This window comes from Xanthomonas sp. BRIP62411 (assembly GCF_003993525.1).
GTDB lineage: Bacteria > Pseudomonadota > Gammaproteobacteria > Xanthomonadales > Xanthomonadaceae > Xanthomonas > Xanthomonas euroxanthea.
In genome coordinates this window covers 369,299-388,113 of record NZ_QEZI01000008.1, presented here as the reverse complement: position 1 = coordinate 388,113, position 18,815 = coordinate 369,299, and the positions used below count along the sequence as shown (strand labels likewise).

Annotated in this window: 12 protein-coding genes; 5 read left to right on the top strand and 7 right to left on the bottom strand. The window is 67.3% G+C overall.

Translation table 11 applies throughout. The features are described 5' to 3' along the window. Positions 1–106: 106 nt before the first annotated feature. On the bottom strand, positions 107–532 hold the full coding sequence (locus tag EO139_RS06015) for a VOC family protein (RefSeq protein WP_164739746.1): 426 nt from the start codon (positions 530–532) through the stop codon (positions 107–109). 232 nt (positions 533–764) lie between these two features. Then, a complete protein-coding gene (locus EO139_RS06010; protein WP_126969717.1) occupies positions 765–3,149 on the bottom strand; it encodes a TonB-dependent receptor in 2,385 nt (794 codons plus the stop codon). 176 nt (positions 3,150–3,325) lie between these two features. On the opposite strand from EO139_RS06010, the gene EO139_RS06005 reads away from it, so the two are divergent. After that, on the top strand, positions 3,326–5,242 hold the full coding sequence (locus EO139_RS06005) for an ABC-F family ATP-binding cassette domain-containing protein (RefSeq protein ID WP_126969715.1): 1,917 nt from the start codon (positions 3,326–3,328) through the stop codon (positions 5,240–5,242). Between the two features lie 312 nt (positions 5,243–5,554). On the opposite strand, the gene ampR is transcribed toward EO139_RS06005, so the two are convergent. After that, complete coding sequence (ampR, locus tag EO139_RS06000) at positions 5,555–6,427, bottom strand: LysR family transcriptional regulator AmpR (RefSeq protein ID WP_126969713.1); 873 nt, start codon at positions 6,425–6,427, stop codon at positions 5,555–5,557. A 100-nt stretch (positions 6,428–6,527) separates the two neighbouring features. Between ampR and bla the strand changes: the two genes are divergently transcribed. Next, a complete protein-coding gene (bla, locus tag EO139_RS05995) occupies positions 6,528–7,478 on the top strand; it encodes a class A beta-lactamase (RefSeq protein WP_126969711.1) in 951 nt (316 codons plus the stop codon). A 6-nt stretch (positions 7,479–7,484) separates the two neighbouring features. On the opposite strand, the gene EO139_RS05990 is transcribed toward bla, so the two are convergent. The 3 genes from EO139_RS05990 to EO139_RS05975 form a co-directional block, all read right to left on the bottom strand. Then, on the bottom strand, positions 7,485–9,635 hold the full coding sequence (locus EO139_RS05990) for a phospholipase C, phosphocholine-specific (RefSeq protein ID WP_126969709.1): 2,151 nt from the start codon (positions 9,633–9,635) through the stop codon (positions 7,485–7,487). A 226-nt stretch (positions 9,636–9,861) separates the two neighbouring features. Continuing rightward, positions 9,862–12,273 carry a TonB-dependent receptor gene (locus tag EO139_RS05985; RefSeq protein WP_126969707.1) on the bottom strand — a complete coding sequence of 804 codons (2,412 nt, stop codon included), beginning with the start codon at positions 12,271–12,273 and terminating at the stop codon, positions 9,862–9,864. A gap of 890 nt (positions 12,274–13,163) precedes the next feature. Next, a complete protein-coding gene (locus EO139_RS05975) occupies positions 13,164–14,408 on the bottom strand; it encodes an MFS transporter (protein WP_104649771.1) in 1,245 nt (414 codons plus the stop codon). Between the two features lie 445 nt (positions 14,409–14,853). Here EO139_RS05975 and EO139_RS05970 point away from each other — a divergent pair, with 445 nt between their 5' ends. Continuing rightward, positions 14,854–15,147 carry a zinc ribbon domain-containing protein gene (locus EO139_RS05970; RefSeq protein ID WP_104583599.1) on the top strand — a complete coding sequence of 98 codons (294 nt, stop codon included), beginning with the start codon at positions 14,854–14,856 and terminating at the stop codon, positions 15,145–15,147. A 104-nt stretch (positions 15,148–15,251) separates the two neighbouring features. On the opposite strand, the gene EO139_RS05965 is transcribed toward EO139_RS05970, so the two are convergent. Beyond that, a complete protein-coding gene (locus tag EO139_RS05965; RefSeq protein ID WP_126969703.1) occupies positions 15,252–16,022 on the bottom strand; it encodes a DUF3011 domain-containing protein in 771 nt (256 codons plus the stop codon). A 156-nt stretch (positions 16,023–16,178) separates the two neighbouring features. Here EO139_RS05965 and aspS point away from each other — a divergent pair, with 156 nt between their 5' ends. Beyond that, positions 16,179–17,945 (top strand): aspartate--tRNA ligase, encoded by a 1,767-nt coding sequence (aspS, locus tag EO139_RS05960; protein ID WP_126969701.1) that lies wholly within the window; start codon positions 16,179–16,181, stop codon positions 17,943–17,945. Positions 17,946–18,286: 341 nt separating this feature from the next. Next, complete coding sequence (locus EO139_RS05950) at positions 18,287–18,814, top strand: N-acetyltransferase (RefSeq protein WP_104584710.1); 528 nt, start codon at positions 18,287–18,289, stop codon at positions 18,812–18,814. Position 18,815 lies beyond the last annotated feature (1 nt).

Here is an 18,815-nt window from a genome sequence, read left to right as displayed (position 1 = left end):
CGTTGCCAGCTTGCACCAGAGTGATGCGTCGCTTGCACCCGACCTGCTGCTGCGCGGGTTTTTTTGCACCATCATGGACATCGATAGCAGTTATGAAACTTCTGCATCAGAACGTGATTTGCACCGCATCGGCGCTGCGTTGCGCAGGACCATGGAACACTGCTTCGATGTTGTTGCCATCTGGATCCAGCGCAAACGCTGCGTAATAACTCGGGTGATACGGGCGCACGCCCGGCGCGCCGTTGTCGCGGCCGCCGTGGGCGAGGGCGGCCTGATGGAACGCATGCACCATGGCGACGTCGTGCGCCTGGAAGGCCAGATGGTGGCGGCCGGTGAGTACGCCTTGCGCCACCGTGTGGCGATCGGACACGAACAGCTCGTCGGCCCAGAAGAATCCTTCGCCTTCGCCACCGATCGGAATGCCCAGCACATCGAGCACGGCCTGGTAGAAACGTCGGCTCGCCGCCAGGTCGTGGACGACCAGATGCAGGTGGTCGATCAGGCGGCCACGTGAGAGCTGCGCTGCGTCCATGGTGGGTGCTCCGGCAGGGTGGAAACTGTGTTGATACCACTGCGGCCGCCGGTGGCTCTTCACGGCGCATCGATGCCCGCATGCGGATGGCCTGCATCAGGAACGCCGCAAGCACGCCGGGCAAAACGCACACGCCCCGGCAAGCCGGGGCGTGTGGTCGAGCGTCAGGATGCAATCGTGCAGCGTGCCTGGGCACTAAGTGCCTGGCAACACCGCAGGCTAGGCCGCCGGGTTACCAGCGATAGTTGATGCGGCCGTACACGTAGGCACCATTGAAGCCGAACGGCGACAGGTTGCTGTACGGGAACTGCCCGCTGGTGGAGTTGGCGAAATTGTTCTCGTCCGGGTACTCGTCCAGCAGGTTGTCCGCACCCAGCGTCAGCGTCCAGCGATCGATCTTGTAGCTGGCCGAGGCATCCACCACCCACTTGGCGCCGAAGGTCTGGTCGTTGATCGCCGCGGCCGGACGCGTGCTGTACTTGCCATAGCGCGTGGCACCGAGTGCCAGCGTCCAGTGCTCCAGGTTCCAGCTGCCGTTGACCAGGAACTTGTCGCGCGGGAAGCCTTCTTCGATGCGGCCGCGTTCGGTGCGGTCGATGCGCTCCAGGCTCAGCCCGTTGGCCGACAACGCGGCCGGATTGGCCGCGACACTGCGCACCTCGGTCTCCGAATAGTTGTAGCCGGCGGTCAGGTCCACGCTGCTGGCGGCCAGCTGCCAGCGGTAGCTGCCGACCACGTCCACACCGCGCGTGCGCGTGTCCACCGCGTTGGTGAAGTAGCGCCCGCCGTTGATGCCGAAGATGCCCTGCGCTTCGAGCAGGTTGCGCACGCCGGTGCCGGTGAGGTTGGACGACAGCACGATGCGGTCGTCCACGTCGATCTGGTACGCATCCACGGTGAGGTAGAGCGCATCGGTCGGCTGCAGCACCAGGCCCAGGCTGTAGGACAGCGAGGTCTCGGCATCCAGCGGCTCGGACCCCAGCGCACGCGCGACGGTGCTGTCGGCCGGGAAGGTGCGGATCTCGAACGGGTTCGGATTGCCGGCCAGGAAGGTGGTGCTGGTGGACTGGAAATACTGCTGCGCCAGCGACGGCGCGCGGAAGCCCGACGCCACCGTGCCGCGCAGCGCGACCCTGTCGGTGAACGCATAGCGGCCGGACAACTTGCCCGAGGCCTGGCTGCCGAAATCGTTGAAGTCTTCGTAGCGGCCGGCCAGGCCGGCGGAGAACTTGTCGGTGAAATCGGCTTCCAGATCCGCATACAGCGCGTAGCTGTCACGCGAATACTGCCCGGACACGCTCGGCGCAAACCCGCCGAAACCCTGCGCGCCACCGGCCAGCGTGCCGGCCTGGAAATACGAGCCCACTTCGCCCGGCGACTGGTTCCACTTCTCGTTGCGGTATTCGGCGCCGAAGGCCACCGTCACCGGATACGCCAGGCCCCAGTCGAAGCCGCGCTTGACGTCCAGGTTGACGATGTTCTGCGTGGTCTCCAGCGCGCCATCGTAGAAGGAGGTCGGCGAGGTCGGCCCCAGGCTCACGTTGAGCGTGTTGCGGGTGTGGAAATCGATCTTGTTGTAGCCGTAGTTGTAGCTGGCATCCCAGTCCCAGCCGCTGGCCGTGGACCCGCGTACGCCGGCCACCAGCGAGCGGTCCTTGGCGTAGGTCTGGATTTCCGGCAGGAAGCCCTGCGGATAGACCGACAGGATGTTCTGGGTGCTGCCCGGCGCGCGGAAGAACGCGAACGAGGTGATGTCGCGGTTGCTGGCGGTGGCAAAGGCGTAACCGGTGATGCTGTCGCTGAAGGCGAACTCGGTATTGGCCGACACCGCCTGCGCGTTGACGTCCGGGTCGCCGATCTTGAACGCCTTCTGGCCCACCGCTGGCTGCGAGGCGCTGGGGGCGCCGGCATAGCCGCGCGCACGGTCGGTGGGGTCCTGCTGGTTGAGCTGGGCGGCCACATGCAGCCAGCCGCGCTCGTTGCCGTACGCCACGCCGGTGTCGCCGGACAGCTCGTAGTTGCTGCCGTCGCCGGCCGAGTACTGGCCGAAGCCGGCCTGCAGGCTGCCGCCCTTCTCCGCGCCCTTGAGCACGATGTTGACCACACCGGCAATGGCATCGGAGCCGTATTGTGCCGAGGCGCCGTCGCGCAGCACTTCCACGCGCGCGATCGCCGCCACCGGAATGGTGTTCAGATCCACCGCCGCGGCGCCACGGCCGATGGTGCCGTTGAGGTTGAGCAGCGAGGAGGTGTGGCGGCGCTTGCCGTTGACCAGCACCAGCACCTGGTCCGGCGACAGGCCGCGCAGCTGTGCCGGACGGATCGCGCTGGTGCCGTCGCTCAGCGCAGGGCGCGGGAAGTTCAGCGACGGCAGCGCGCGGGCCAGTGCGGTGGCCAGCTCCGAGGTGCCGGTGGCCTGCAGCGACTCGGCGCTGATGATGTCGATCGGCGATTGCGACTCGGCCACGGTCCGGTCGGACACGCGGGTACCGGTGACGATGACGGTGTCCAGCGTGTTGGCGGGCGCGCTGGCCGGCGTGGCGCTCTGGGCAAGGGCGGGGGAGGCGAGCAGCGCCGCAACCACGGCGGTTGCGAGCGAGGACAGCGGGTAATTCATGACAACTCCGAACGGGGGTCCAGGCAGGACCAGCAAGGCTGGGCGGGGTCTGGTCGCGGCGACGCGAAGGAACGACGGCCAGCCCGAAGGCGCTAATTATTCGTTAACGCTAGAATGGCGTCGCAGGAGTGCTGCTCATCTGCTCATTCCTTTTCGTTCTATCGGACTGTCCATCAATGATTTCCCTGCGCAACTTCTCCATGCGACGCGGCGAGCGTCTGCTGTTGTCCAACGTCGACCTGACCATGCATGCCGGCTACCGCGTCGGTGTGGTGGGCCGTAATGGCACCGGCAAGTCGAGCCTGTTCGCCGCGGTCAAGGGCGAGCTGGAGGCGGACAAGGGCGATGTCGACCTGCCCGGCAAGGTGCGCACCGCCAGCGTCTCGCAGGAAACCCCGTCGCTGCCCGATCCGGCGCTGTCGTTCGTGCTGGGCGGCGACATCGAGGTCTCCGCGATCCTGCAGGAAGAGGCTGCGGCCACCGCGCGCGAGGACTGGGAAGCGGTGGCCAATGCGCACCAGAAGATGGCCGAACTCGGCGCCTACGATGCCGAGGCGCGCGCCGGCAAGCTGCTGCACGGCCTGGGCTTCCCGGCCGACACCCATCACCGCGCGGTGTCCTCGTTCTCCGGCGGCTGGCGCGTGCGCCTGAACCTGGCGCGCGCGCTGATGATGCCCAGCGACCTGCTGCTGCTGGACGAACCGACCAACCACCTGGACATGGACGCGGTGCTGTGGCTGGAGCAATGGCTGCTCAAGTACCCGGGCACCTTGCTGCTGATTTCGCATGACCGCGAGTTTCTCGACAACGTGGCCACCCACACCCTGCACCTGCATGGCGGCACCGCCAAGCTGTACGTCGGCGGCTACACCGATTTCGAGCGCCAGCGCATCGAGCACCTGCGCCAGCAGCAGATCGCCCACGACAAGGAACAGGCCGAGCGCGCGCATCTGCAGAGCTTCATCGACCGCTTCAAGGCGCAGGCCAGCAAGGCCACCCAGGCGCAGAGCCGCATGAAGCGCCTGGCCAAGATGGCCGGCACCGAAGCGGTCCGCGCCGAGCGCGAGTTCCGCATCCAGTTCGCCCAGCCCAATCGGCTGCCGTTTTCGCTGATCCGGTTGAATCATGCGGCTTGCGGGTATGCGGCTGCGCCGCGGGAGCCGGGAATCGGGAATGGGGAATCGCAAAAGCGCGGGTCCAGCGATGCGATTACCGTATTGCACGATGTCGGGTTCGGGCTGGAGGCGGGTGACCGGATCGGGTTGCTGGGGCCCAATGGTGCGGGTAAGTCCACGCTGGTGAAGACGTTGGTGGGCGAGCTTGCGCCGCTGTCGGGCGAGCGCAGTGCGCATCCGGACCTGCGGATCGGCTACTTCGCCCAGCACACGGTGGAGTCGCTGCACGAGGGGCAGTCGCCGATGGATCACTTCCGCGAGCTGTCGCCGGATGGCGCCAACCAGGCGTTTCGCGACTTCCTGGGCAAATGGAATTTCGCCGGCGACCGTGCCTTCGAGGTGGTGGATGGTTTCTCCGGCGGCGAGCGCGCGCGTCTGGCGCTGGCGCTGATTGCCTGGCAGCAGCCGAACGTGCTGCTGCTGGACGAACCGACCAACCATCTGGACCTGGAAATGCGCGAGGCACTGGCCGAAGCGTTGAGCGACTTCGAAGGTGCGATCGTGATGGTCTCGCATGACCGCCATCTGATCGGCCTGGTCTGCGACAGTTTCTGGCGCGTGGCCGATGGCGTGGTCGAGCCGTTCGAAGGCGACCTGGACGAATACGCCGCCTGGCTGCGCAGCCGCCCGGCCGCCCAGGGCACCAAGCAGAAGATGGCCGAAGTGGCGCCGACACCGCCACCGCCGACCAAGCCGCTGCCGCCGAAGAAGGCCGTCAACCCGCACAAGCTGGCCAGCGCCGAAAAGCGCGTCGGCGAACTGGAAGCGGCGTTGGCGGCGCTGGACCGCGAGCTCGCCAACCCGGGCAACTATGCCGACAGCGAGAAGATGGCGGTGCTGGGCCGCGACCGCGAGGCCACCGCACAGCAACTGGCGGCTGCGGAAGCGGCGTGGATGGAGCTGATCGAGGGGGTGTAGCAGCAGGGGCGCGGTGATGGGGCTGGTGATGGTGCCTGTTGATCGCTGGTGCAAGAGGGCGAAGGTGATGGAAGTAGGCTTCGCGCCCGTACCCTCATCCGGCGCTACGCGCCACCTTCTCCCAGCGGGAGAAGGGAGCAAGCCGCCGCTCTGGTGATTAAGCCCCTCTCCCTGCGGGAGAGGGGTTGGGGTGAGGGTACGACGGAAGACAGGCATCTCGATGGAAGGGCTGGGTGAGGTGCGGCGCAGCCATCTCACAAGAGAGGCAGCGTCGCGTGCACGCAGGCAACCGGCCCGGGAACGCATCCAGCGTCACCCCGGCGTTTGCTCCACCAACAACCACGCAAGAAACCTGCGCCCAGCCTCGCTCTCCGCCCGCGAGCGCAGCCGCGTCAGCCAATAACGTCCAGCGTCGATCTGGATCGGAAACGGGCACACCAGGCGCCCGGCATCCAGGTCCTGGCGAAACATCGGCAGCGGCAATAACGCCACACCGATACCGGCCGCCGCAGCGCTGGCCAGGGTCAACGAAGAATCGAACATCGCCCCGCGTGCGGCGACTTCGGCCACACCCGCGGCACGAAACCACTGCGGCCATTCGTCCAGACGGTACGAGCGCAATAACGGCAGCTGCGCCAGATCGGTCGGCGTGCGCAAGCCACGTGCCATGGTCGGCGCACACACCGGCGCGAACGGCGCCTCCATCAACGCCTCGGCAATCTGCCCCTGCCAGTCGCCATCGCCAAAGCGGATCGCCAGATCCAGGCCTTCGCCGGCCAGGTCGACGCGGTTGTTGTGAGTCGACAGGCGCAGCTCGATCTCCGGATGCGCCGCATGAAAGGCATCCACGCGCGGCAGCAGCCAGCCAGTGGCGAAGGTACCCACCACGCCGACGCTGAGCACCTCGCGATAGCGGCCATCGGCAAAGCGCTCCAGGGTCGCGGCAATGCGATCGAAGGCCTCGGCCAGCACCGGCGCCAGCGCCGCGCCCTCGTCGGTGAGTGCCACTCCGCGTGGTAGCCGATGGAACAGGCTGCTGCCCAGTTGCTGTTCCAGCGCCTTGATCTGGTGGCTGAGTGCGGCCTGGCTGACGCACAGCTCGCTCGCCGCACGGGTCAGGTTCTGGTGGCGTGCGGCGGCCTCGAAGGCGCGCAAGGCGTTGAGCGGGAGGCGAGGGCGGGGCATGCGCAGAGATTAGTTCAATTCATGCCAGGGATCGAAACATCGCGATACTCCGGCGGCCGCGCCGGGCCGATACTGCGGGCTCTGATCGGGAGGCTGGTCCATGTTGAAGCGTCGACAATTCCTGTGCGCAACCGGCGCGGGTGTGCTGCTTGCAGCGTCCAGGCCCCTGCGTGCCGTCAGTCTGGTGGCGTCTGCAGCGGTTGAGTTGCGAGAGGCATGGGCCGGGATCGAACGCAGGAGCGGTGGCCGCCTGGGCATCTGCCTGCTCGACAGCGCCACCGGCAGGCGCATCGGCCAGCGTGAGGACGAGCGCTTCCCGCTGTGCAGTACCTTCAAATTTGTATTGGCTGCGGCGGTGCTGCAGCGGGTGGACAAGGGCGAGCTGACCCTGGGGAAACGGGTGAAGATCCGCGCCGCCGACATGCTTGAACATGCCCCGGTCACCGAGCGCCATGTCGGCGGGTCGCTGAGCGTGGCCGAGCTGTGCCGGGCCACGATGATCCATAGCGACAACCCGGCCGCCAACCTGCTGTTTCCGCTGGTGGGCGAGCCGGCCGGACTGACCGCCTTCCTGCGTGGCATCGGCGATGCGCACACCCGCAGCGACCGCCACGAGCCGGAGATGAACCGGTTCGCCCCGGGCGACCCGCGCGACACCACCACCCCGGCGGCAATGGCCGCCACCTTGCGCACCCTGCTGCTGGGCGACGCGCTGCAGCAGGCCTCGCGCAAGCAGTTGACCGACTGGATGATCGACAACCGCACCGGCGATACCTGCCTGCGCGCCGGCCTGCCGCGCGGCTGGAACATCGGTGACAAGACCGGCAGCAACGGCAGCGACACCCGCAACGACATCGCCATCCTGTGGCAGCCAGGACGCCAGGCACCGCTGCTGCTGACCGCCTATCTCAATGGCGCAACGGTCGATGCTGCCGCACGCGATGCAGCGCTCAAGGCTGTTGCTGCCGCGGTCGCGATGACGGGCGCGGGGTTCACCGACGACGCGTTCCAGCGCGAGTGGCGCACGCTGACAGCGGTCACGCCGCGCTGAGTTTTCTCAACCGGGCGCGCCGATCACCAGCGGCTCGTCCTGCTGCAGCCGCGCCGGCCCGCCCATGGCCGGGTCGCTGACGCTGTCTGCGCCGGTTTCGATGCGCCCGGCAAGCCGCTGCGCTGCGCCGTCGTGCGTCACCCACAGGTCGTACCAGCCGCCGGTTGCTGCTGCCTGCCAGCGGCGTCGTTCGGTGGCGCCGGGTGCAATGCGCAGGCGTTCGTGCGGTTGCGCGGCTGTATACGCGCCCGGCTGCAGCTCCACCTGCACCGCAGTGCTGCCGGCATTGCGCAGCGCTAGGGACACGGCCGCGCGATCGTTCGCATCCTGGGTGATCTCGGCCACCAGTAACGGTGCGCCCGGATCTCCGCAATAATGACGATGGAAGCCATTGGGGCCGATCAACCACAGGTCGTAACGGCCATCGCCGGTGGCCCACGTGCCATCCACTGCCGCGCCGTTCCCCACCGTATAACGACGCGGAATTGCGGCAAGATCGAGGCGGTCGTAGACGTGCAGGACCACCGCCGCGCCAGCATTGGACATGCGCAGCTTCACCTCGCCACGCTCAGGCAGATAAGCCAGTTCCACGCTGGGGCGATACGGCAGCGCCCGCGAACGGCGGGTACCGAACGGCTGCTGCGGCGATTGCAACGTGGCCGGCAACGGCGGCAGTGCGTGTTCGCGCAGGGCTGCCGCGCGCGCTGCGGTGGCGCTGACATCGGGCAACGCCGCGACGAAGGGGCGCGCATCGGCATTGCGGAAGTCGAATGCACCGGTGAGGTCACCGCACACCGCGCGCCGCCACGGCGTGATCTCCGGTGCGGGCACGCCGAAGCGGCGCTCCAGCAGGCGCAATACCGAGGTGTGGTCGTACACCTGCGAATCCACCCAGCCGCCGCGGCTCCACGGCGAGATCACGTACAGCGGCACACGCGGGCCCAGGCCATAGGGGCGGCCGCGCAGCTCGGGCAGATCCACCTTCTGTTCGCCCGGTGCCGGGTGGCGGTGGTAGTCGTCGTCGGTGACGATGCTGGATGCGCCGGCAAAGCCGCCGGTCGCGCGCGGGTCCGGCGACGGGGGCGCAGGCGGTGGCATGTGATCGAAGAAGCCGTCGTTCTCGTCGAACATCAACAACAGCGCCGTGCGGCTCCACACCTGCGGATCGGCGGTCAGCGCATCCAGCACACGCGCGGTATAGGCCGCGCCCTGCGCAGGACTGGACGGATCCGGATGCTCGCTGCCGGCCGCATCGGCGATGACGAAACTCACCGATGGCAGACGCCCGCCGAGCACGTCGGCGCGCAGCTGTTCAACATCGCGTGTGCTGACGCCACGCGCGCGCAACTGCGCATCGTGGCCGGGTGCAGCAGTGAAGGCCTGCCGGAACGGCGCAAAGCCGGCCAGCGGGTTGTCGGTGAAGTTGTCGCGCATGTCCTGATAGATCTGCCAGGACACACCCGCTTTCTGAAGATGTTCAACGTAGGTCGTCCAGCGGTATGGCTCGGCAAAACCGCCCAAATCCGGGAAATTGTCGTGCGAGTTGCCGATCACCGGGCCACCGGCAAGCGCCTGCGGGTCGTTGCCGCCGCTCCACAGGAACACGCGATTGGAATTGGTGCCGGTCTGGATCGAGGCGTGGTACGCATCGCAAATGGTGAAGGCGTCGGCGAGCGCGTACTGGAACGGAATATCCGCGCGCCGGTAATAGCCCAGCGCGTGGTCGTGCTTGGCCGCGGCCCAGTGCCCGAGCCGGCCGTGATCCCAGGCGCGTTGCGCATCCACCCAGCTATGCGGCGTGCCTTGCACGCGCATGAAGCCGAATTGCGCTGCGGTATCCAGCGCAAACGGCGTCAGCCATTGGCGGCCGTCTTCGCTGGGTTGCAGCCACACCGTGCGCGCGGGCGCGCCCGGCAGCGGCGGCGCGGGAATGGGAAAACGATCGCCGAACCCGCGCACGCCGGGCAGGGCGCCGAAGTAATGATCGAAGGCGCGGTTTTCCTGCATCAGGATCACCACATGCTGCAGATCTTCCAGCGTGCCGGTGCGGCGGTCCGGCGCAATGGCGGCGGCCCGCGCGATGCTGGGCGGCAGCAGCGCGGCGGCGGCGCCGGCAAGCCCGGTCTGCAGAACGCGGCGGCGGGGAAGGTCGATCATCGTCTCACCTGGTTGGCGCGCCAATCCTGTCGGCGCTGGAGCGGGCCGAGCGTACCCAACGCGTCAGCGCATGTGTTCTGGCGCGTGCGTGCACAAGCGCCAATGCCGTCCCTTTGCAGGTGCGCAGGAGACAATGCAGGGAGCGGATCGGTCGTATGCCTTTTCCCCGATCCGCCCCCATCCACTGGAATCCTATCGCCTGTCGGGCAGCGGTGCGCCGTCTACGCTAGAGATCCAGCGTCACGGTCAGCCCGACCGTGCGCGGCGCGCCGATGAACGCGCTGTCGCTGCCGTCCACGCCTTCCAGATAGCGCTTGTCGGTGAGGTTGCTGACGTTGAGCGCCAGCTGCAGGCCCTTGAGCTGCGACGACAGTTGCGACAGTTCCACGCCCAGGTTGGCATCGAAGGTGGTCACGCCATCGAGTGCCGCACGGTTGGAGGCGTCCAGGTAGCGCTTGCCCAGGTAGCGCCCGGACACGCCGAAGCGCCACGCCTGGCCGCTCCAGTCCGCCGACATCACCAAGGTGTTGCGCGGTTGGCCGATCACCTGCGCACCTGGGGTGATCTCCAGCGCGGTGTCGCGCGCGGCATCGCCGCTGCCCAGGTAATCGGCCTTGTTGTAGGTATAGGCACCGTTGATGCGCCAGCCGTTGTCCCAGCCATAGCCGAGCGCCGCTTCCACGCCGCGCGCATGCACGCCGCCGAAGTTCTCGTACACGCCATCGGTTTCGCCCAGGTAGTCGATGCCGGTGACGAAGTTGGCCGGCACATAGACGATGCGGTTGTCGAAGCGGATGTCGTACAGCGTCACGCTGCCGGTCAACGGCCAGCGGCTCAGGCGCAGGCCGAGTTCGACGTTGTCGGCGGTTTCCGGTTGCACCCGGCTCAGCGCGACCGGGTCGGTTTCGCCCAGCACGCCGGAGGGAATCGCGGCGAAGTTCTGCGAATACCCGGCAAAGGCTTCCAGGCCCTGCACCGGGGTGGTCCAGGTCAGGCCGGCCGACAGCAGCGGGTCCGAATGCGAATCCGACTCCACATGCTGCGCATCGCCGATGCGGCGGTCGCGGGTCTGGTCGACGAAGAACTGCTTGACGCCCACACGCCAGGCAAAGGCGCCGTAGCGCATCACGTCCTCGACGTAATACATCTGCTCGTCGGTCTGGTAGTCGTCCTTGAACTGCACCCAGTACGGCTGATGATCGAAGCCGATGTTGGTGCCGACGTTGAGCAGGCGATGCCAGTCGCGGGTGACGCTACGGTCGTAACGTTCCAGCCACGCACCGGCGCGCGCGGTGTTGTCGATGGCGCCCAGATCCGCGCGCCATTCCACATCGGCCATCGCACCGGCGCGGTGGTTGTCGTAGTGGCTGTGGCGATACGACTGCACCGGCACCGAACCGGCCGGATAGCAGGCCGGGTTGGATTCTGCAGGCAGCGCATCGCTGCCGGCGCAACCGGCCAGCATCGTCGCGGCCGCGCCGCCGGGCGTGAGGTAATACAGCTTGCCCAGGTCGCTGCCGGCATACACGGTGTTGCCGCCACGCGCTTCGGATTCCGCTGCGCCGGCGCCGTCGTTGGTGACATCCACCAGATACGGCGGAATCCAGTCGCCACGGCCCTGCATGCGGTGCGCGTAGCCGGTCAGCGTGGTCTTGAAGCCATTGCCGCCATCGAAGGCGCCGCGCAGATAGCCGAAGGTGTTCTTGCGCAGCGCGCGCGAGCCGGAGCGATAGTTCTGGTCCAGGTACGGAATGCCGGTGAGCGTGCCGGTCAGCAGGTCGTGCTCGGGGTCGCGCGCGAACTGTTCGGGCGTCACGCTGGTGTATTCGGATTCGTCGGCATCGTCGTAGGACGCGTAGCCGCTGAGCGTCCACTTGTCCAATACGCTGACGAACTTGCCGGCCAGGTGGTCGCGGCGGGTGTGGCCGCTGCCGTCGATCCAGTCGTCGTTGCGTGCCGACGAGCCGCTGACCCAGGCGCGCGTGTTGCCGCCGAGCAGGCCGGTGTCGTAGCGCGCGTAATACTTGCGCGCCTGGTTGTCGCCGATGCCGCCGATCACGCGCACGCGCTGCTCTTCCAGCGGGTCGCCGGTGAGGTAGTTCAAGGTGCCACCCAACGCTTCGTTGGAGCGCGAGGCGATATCGGCGGTGCCCTGGCTGACTTCCACCGTTTCCAGATCCGGCATGTCGATGAAGCGGTTGGCCTTGGAGCCGCCGCCATAGGCCGAGCCGCCGTTGGGCACGCCATCGATGGTGGTGCCGATCTGCTGGGTATCGCGATTGCTGACGAAGCCGCGCATGCTGATCTGGGTGCCCCAATCCGACGAGCCGAAGGCATCGGCCTCGGTCACCACCACGCCGGGCAGTTCGTTGAGCGCATCGTTGACGCTGCCCAGCACGAACTGGCGGTCCAGCATTTCCTTGCTGACATTGGTCTTGGAATACGTCATCGCCTGGCCGACCACCTGCACCTGATCCAGCGTGGACACCTGCTCGCCAGCGCTGCCCGGTTCGGCCGCGGACGGGCCAGTCGCTGCGCCATCGGGGGCTTGCTGTGCGTAGGCGGGCAGGGTGAGCGGAACCAGTAACAACGCGAGCGTGGCCGGATGGCGCACGCGCGAGGAGGACGTCGAATCCATTGCAATCCAACAAGCGGGGAGGTCCGCAAAGACTGCCGCGCTTGCATTGCGTGATGATGACCGCGCAAAAGGTGCGGTCGGGATCACTGGATGGTTCTACTACGCCCTGTCGAAAGGAAGATTGCGGGCTAGCGCCGTCTGCATGCTTTCGCGTTGGGTCGTTGAACGACACCTCCGAAACTGCGTGTCATACCGTGGGCTATTCATTCCAAGACGATGCGAATCGTCGCGTCGTTGGAGGGTGGTCAAGTGCTTGGGTCAAAAGCTCAGGTCTTCGAGGGCGCGGCGCCCTCACCGCTTGCGGGACACGCCGTGAACCCGTCCCTGGGGGCTCGGTGGCGGCATCCATGCCGCCACACGGTCCCGCAACCGGCAAGGACGCCGCACCAGACAGTTGGTCGGCGCTCACTTGAAAAACTGTCTGTAGTGAGGCTTGCACCAGACGTGGAGTCGATGCGTCATGATCGATCAAGGCGTATCGAGCACCGCTCTTACCTTGCGCACCGACCATCCCGACAGGTCCTTGCCCGCTCACCGTCGCGGGACCTTACGCGGCATGGATGCCGCGTAAGAGCCTCCATGGACGGATTCACGGCGTGTCCCGCGATGGTGGGCGGGCAAGGGCCCTGCAGCCACGCCGCAGATCATCGGTTCTACAGATGATCTACACGGCCTTCTATCAACTGCTCTGTCTTGCGGCGTGTCCCGCGACCGTGGGCGGGCAAGGGCTCCGCAGCCAAGCCGCAGACCATCGGCTCTACAGCTGATCTACAAGGCCTTCTATCAACTGCTCTGTCTTGCGGCGCGTCCCGGGATGGTGGGCGGGCAAGGACCCCGCAGCCACGCCGCAGATCATCGGCTCTGCGACCGATGCCCGCGAAACGGGGGCGTTAGCCGCTCCTGGTGTGCGGCGGTGCTTCGGCCTGCTGCGTTTCCGGCATCAACTCCAACGCCGATGGCGTGGTGCGCAGCATCGGGCGGAAAGAGATCGGGTGGATGCGGCGGCGCGTGAAGCGCAGCAGGCGTGCCAGCGTAAATCCGGCCAGTGCCAGCAGCATCACCGCGAAATAGACCGGGAGCGCGGCAGGGCCGAATTTCTGCATCGCGCCACCGGCCAGGGCCGGACCGATCGCCGCGCCCACGCCATGTACCAGCAGCAGGCTGCTGCAGCCGGAGAGCAGATCTTCGCGCGGCAGGTAATCGAGCATGTGTGCCACCGCGAACGGATACAGCGAGAACGCCAACCCGCCGTACACGAAGAACAGCACGAACAACAGTTGCGTCTGTGCCTGCACCATCGGCACTGCGGCGGCGATCGCGATGCCGGCCGCCAGCATGCTGATCGTGACCAGGCCGATGCGCCGGTCATGGCCATCGCTGATGCGCCCGATCGGCCACTGCAGCACTGCACCGCCGATGATGGCGGTGAGCATGAACATCGCCACGCCGTCGGCATCCAGCCCGATGCGGTCGGCGTACACCGGCAACAAGCCCCAGAACGCCCCCATTGCCAGGCCCGACAATCCCGCGCCGATGGTCGCCACCGGGGCCAACGCGTACAGCGTCTTGAGGCGCAGGCGCGACACGTGCGGTACCTCGGGCGGAATCAGGCGCGTGGTCATCACCGGCATCACTGCCGCGCAGATCAGGATCGCCGTCAGCGTGAACATCGCCGGTGCGCCCGCATCGCCTGCGGTGAGAAGGATCTGGCCCAGCGCCAATGCCGACAGATTGATCGCCATGTACACCGAAAACACCCGGCTGCGCCGGCGCGCGTCCGGCTCGGCGTTGAGCCAGCTCTCGATCACCGTATACAGGCCGACCAGTGCCGCGCCGGTGACCAGACGCAGCAATCCCCAGCCCCAGGCGTTCAACCAGATCGGATGCAGAAGCACCGCGATCGCCGCCAGCGCCGCGTAGAACGCGAATGCGCGGATATGCCCGATGCGCCGAATCAGCGGCGGTGCGAAGAAGGTGCCGAGAAAGAAGCCGGCGAAATACCCGGACATGATCAGGCCGAGCGCACGCGCATCGAAACCGGCCTGGCCACCGCGCACGGCAAGCAGGGTGCCGAGCAGCCCGCTGCCGGTCAGCAGCAGGGCAACGCCCAGCAGTAAGGCAGTCAGCCGCAACATGGATGCGGTCCTCGTGGGGGAAGAGGCGCGTCGATCACCTGTTCGAGTGTAGCAGCCCGTGTCGCGCGGCTTGACCGAAGCCAGCTGGCTTTCGGCGTTCGATACCAAGTGGTTGGCTGTAGTTCGGCGCGAAGCCTGGATGGTTGACGTTCCGGATGACGGCCCCACCTGCCTGCGCAGTTCGCACGGTCACGCCGCCCCATCACTCGGTGCCCAGGCCGGCGACCGTCGGCATGCGCACGCACGCCCCCATGTCTTGCCGTCTGCCGATGGGAGCCGCGATGCCGGGTGCCCATCGGGCGCACGGGCGGGCACGCAGCGATCACCGGTCGATGTTTCTCGCCGGCAACGTGCGCGCGTGGTCAAGCGCAGCTGCATCACTGCACCTGCCTGCCCGCATCCGTCTAGAATCTGCGCCCCTGCATCGTCTTCAGCTGATCCTGCCATGCCCATCTACGGTTTCCAGTGCACCACCTGCGGCCACGCCTTCGACCGCCTGCAGAAGATGGCCGACCCCGATCCGCAGACCTGTCCGGCCTGCGCGGCGGCCACGATCAAGCGCCAGATCACCGCGCCGTCGTTCCGGCTGTCCGGTAGCGGCTGGTACGAGACCGATTTCAAGTCGGCGGGCGAGAAGAAGAAAAACCTCAGCGAGAGCAGTAGCGCCGGTGGCGATGCCAAGCCGGCCGCCGCCGCCGAGAGCAAGCCCGCGGCAAAGCCCGCGGCCGACCCTGCCTGAGCCGGGTCAGCGCGCCGCAACGACGGGCGGTGCCGGGCAGCGGCTGGCAGTGCTGAAGCCGCATCCCCCGTCCCGACCCGTAAGCGGCGCGCGTACCTGCTGCCTCAACGTGCCTCGAAGCGCGCCCGGCAGCCATCGTTGACCCACAGCGTCGCGCGGCGGGCGTCGTACCCCCAACTGCGGCCTTCTTCACAACGGGTGTCGGACAGCTGGCGGGTCAGCACCGGGCGGCCGTAGCGGCCATCCCAGCCGCAGGTGCGCAGGCGGCGGTCGTCACTGGCGCAGGTGATGGCGTAATCGTTGCGGGGGCGGTCGTCGCGGCCACCGTCGCCGCCGTCACCCCGGTCCCAGCCGCCGCCGCGGGCCTGCGCAAACTCGCCCCGGCAGCCGTCGTCCACCCAGATGCGGCCCCCGTCCTGGCGCCAGTTGCGGCCTTCCACGCAGGGCGTGTTGGACAGTTGGCGCACCAGCATGGCGCGGCGCCAGCCGGTGTCACAGATCTTCTGGCGCTGGTCGTTGCTCTCGCAGCGCACCGTACCGGCGACCCCGCCACCGCCGGGGCCAGTGTTGCCGCCCCAGCCGCCGCCGTTGCGACCATCGACAAAGCGCCCACGGCAGCCATTGTCGACCCAGACCCGGCCGCGGTCGCTGCCCCAATTACGGCCTTCGATGCAGCGGGTGCCGGAGATGTTTTCGACTAGCACCGCGCGGCCGCGGAACGGCGTATCGCACTCACGGCGACGGTTGTCGTTGCTGGAGCAGGTGATGCTGGGGCCGTTCCAGCCACGGTCCTGCGCGACGACAGGCGCGCTGGTCAGCAGGCCGGTCAGGGTGATCAGGCCGAAGCCGGAGAGCAGCAGGGCGGTGCGCAGCATCGTGTCGTCCTTGGTGCGGAAGGGTCTGGCGCCTATTCAGCCGGGCGCTGACTTAAGCGGCCATGAGCGCCTGCGCATTTGCTCCTGTCGCCCGCCGGCCCCAGAATATCCGGCTCTCCGGCGCCGTCCTGCGTCGGGTTTTCAGCGGAGCTTTCGATGCGTACCCACTTCTGCGGCCTGGTCGATGAGACCTTGATCGGCCAAACCGTCACTCTCGCCGGCTGGACCGACGTGGCCCGCAACCTGGGCGGGGTGTGCTTCATCGACCTGCGTGACCACGAAGGCATCGTGCAGGTGACGGTGGAACCGGTGGCCGGCGACGACGCCAGCGCCGAGCTGTTCAAGGTGGCCGCCAGCCTCGGCTACGAGGACGTGCTGCAGGTCGAAGGCGTGGTGCGCGCGCGTCATGCGGTCAACGACAAGCTGCGCACCGGCAAGGTGGAAGTGATCGCCACCCGCATCAGCATCCTCAACAAGGCTGCGCCGCTGCCGTTCCACGCGCATGAAAACCCGGGCGAGGAAACCCGCCTGAAGTACCGTTACCTGGATTTGCGCCGTCCGGAAATGCAGCGCATGCAGCGCACCCGCATCAAGCTGGTGCAGGCGCTGCGCCGGCACCTGGACGCACGCGATTTCCAGGACATCGAAACCCCGATCCTGACCAAGGCCACCCCGGAAGGCGCGCGCGACTTCCTGGTGCCGGCGCGCATGCATCCGGGCGAGTTCTACGCCTTGCCGCAGAGCCCGCAGCTGTTCAAGCAGATCCTGATGGTGGCCGGCTTCGACCGCTACTACCAGATCGCACGCTGCTTCCGCGACGAAGCGCTGCGCGCCGACCGCCAGCTGGAATTCACCCAGCTGGACATGGAATTTGCCTTCGTGCGCGAGCGCGACGTGCAGGATTTCGTCGAAGACATGATCCGCGCCATCTTCGCCGAAGTGGTGGACGTCGAACTGGCCGCGCAGTTCCCGCGCATGACCTGGGCCGAGGCGATGCGTCGCTATGGTTCGGACAAGCCGGACCTGCGCATCGCGCTGGAGCTGGTCGATGTGGCCGAGCTGGTCAAGGCCAGCGAATTCCCGGTGTTCACTGCCGCCGCCAATGACGCCGACGGCCGCGTGGCCGCGCTGCGCATCCCCGGTGGCGCCACGCTGAGTCGCAAGCAAATCGACGACTACGCCGCGCACGCCGTCAAGTACGGCGCCAAGGGCCTGGCCTACATCAAGCTGTCGGAGACCGGCGAGGTCAGCTCGCCGATCGCCAAGTTCTTCGGCGAAGAGGCCTTCGCTGCGCTGCTCAAGCACACCGGTGCAACCAACGGCGACATCGTGTTCTTCGGTGCCGGCCGCTACAACACCGTGTCCGACTTCATGGGCGCACTGCGCCTGAAGGCCGGCAAGGAATTCAATCTGGTCGCCGATGGCTGGGCGCCGCTGTGGGTTACCGATTTCCCCATGTTCGAATGGGACGAGGAGGCGCAGCGCTACGTGGCCCTGCATCATCCCTTCACCGCGCCGGCGGTGGACGACATCGCCGACCTGCGCGCCAACGCCCGCACCGCGGTCTCGCGTGGTTACGACATGGTGCTCAACGGCAACGAGATCGGCGGCGGTTCGATCCGTATCCACCGCCCGGACATGCAGAGCGCGGTGTTCGAGCTGCTCGGCATCGGCGCCGAGGAGGCGCGTGCCAAGTTCGGCTTCCTGCTGGATGCCTTGAACTACGGCGCCCCGCCGCACGGCGGCATCGCCTTCGGCATCGACCGCATCGCGGCATTGATGGCCGGCACCGAATCGATCCGCGACGTCATCCCGTTCCCCAAGACCACCGGCGCGCAGGACCTGATGACCGACGCCCCGTCGCCGATCGCCGCCGATCAGCTGGCCGAAGTGCACGTGCAGGTACGCCCCAAGCAGGCCTGACCTGCCACACACGGCCACGCCAGCGCGTGGCCGTGCAGCTGATACGCCGCGCCCCCAGCGTGTCGCATGCTTAGATGCGGTGGCGCGCTGCACATCTGCCGAACTGGCGGTGTCCTCAGCCGAGGCGCGCCCTGCCGCAACCGCGACGCAGGGCCGCGCTCCTCGCGCGCCCTCGACAATCCACTGCGAGCGGTCCGGAAACGCGGATCCCGGATGCTTTCCCGATTCCCGATTCCCGATTCCCGATTCCCGCCTCCCGCTTCCCCATTCCCCATTGCCCGCTTGCGGCAACGAAGCCGCATGCGCGAAGCTGCCACGTCCCCCCGGCATGAGACGCCCGCATGACCCGCATCCGCCGCGCCACACCGGACGATGCCGAAGCCTTGTCGCTGCTGGCCGCGCAGACCTTCACCGAAACCTTCGGGCATCTGTACCCGCCAGAGGATCTGCACGGCTTCCTGCAAGAGACCTACGCGGTCGAGCGCGCACGCATCGTGCTGGCGCATCCGGACTATGCGATCTGGCTGCTGGAGATGGACAACCTGCTGGTCGGCCACGCCGCCGCCGGGCCCTGCGGGTTGCCGCACCAGGACGTGCGTCCCGGCGACGGTGAGCTCAAACGGCTGTATCTGTTGAAGGACTACCAGAACAGTGGCTGGGGCAGCCGCCTGTTCGAGACCACGCTGGAATGGCTGGAGCGCGACGGCCCGCGCACGCTGTGGATCGGCGTGTGGTCGGAGAATTTCGGCGCACAACGCTTCTACGCCCGCTACGGTTTCGAAAAGGTGGGCGAGTACGATTTCCCGGTCGGCAAGATCCTCGACCGCGAATTCATCCTGCGCCGCAATCCGCGCATTGCGGCCGACTGAG

Coding starts and splice junctions, on each gene's coding strand:
- EO139_RS06015 (WP_164739746.1), bottom strand. CDS start 532: ATGGACGCAGCGCAGCTCTCACGTGGCCGCCTGATCGACCACCTGCAT.
- EO139_RS06010 (WP_126969717.1), bottom strand. CDS start 3,149: ATGAATTACCCGCTGTCCTCGCTCGCAACCGCCGTGGTTGCGGCGCTG.
- EO139_RS06005 (WP_126969715.1), top strand. CDS start 3,326: ATGATTTCCCTGCGCAACTTCTCCATGCGACGCGGCGAGCGTCTGCTG.
- ampR (WP_126969713.1), bottom strand. CDS start 6,427: ATGCCCCGCCCTCGCCTCCCGCTCAACGCCTTGCGCGCCTTCGAGGCC.
- bla (WP_126969711.1), top strand. CDS start 6,528: ATGTTGAAGCGTCGACAATTCCTGTGCGCAACCGGCGCGGGTGTGCTG.
- EO139_RS05990 (WP_126969709.1), bottom strand. CDS start 9,635: ATGATCGACCTTCCCCGCCGCCGCGTTCTGCAGACCGGGCTTGCCGGC.
- EO139_RS05985 (WP_126969707.1), bottom strand. CDS start 12,273: ATGGATTCGACGTCCTCCTCGCGCGTGCGCCATCCGGCCACGCTCGCG.
- EO139_RS05975 (WP_104649771.1), bottom strand. CDS start 14,408: ATGTTGCGGCTGACTGCCTTACTGCTGGGCGTTGCCCTGCTGCTGACC.
- EO139_RS05970 (WP_104583599.1), top strand. CDS start 14,854: ATGCCCATCTACGGTTTCCAGTGCACCACCTGCGGCCACGCCTTCGAC.
- EO139_RS05965 (WP_126969703.1), bottom strand. CDS start 16,022: ATGCTGCGCACCGCCCTGCTGCTCTCCGGCTTCGGCCTGATCACCCTG.
- aspS (WP_126969701.1), top strand. CDS start 16,179: ATGCGTACCCACTTCTGCGGCCTGGTCGATGAGACCTTGATCGGCCAA.
- EO139_RS05950 (WP_104584710.1), top strand. CDS start 18,287: ATGACCCGCATCCGCCGCGCCACACCGGACGATGCCGAAGCCTTGTCG.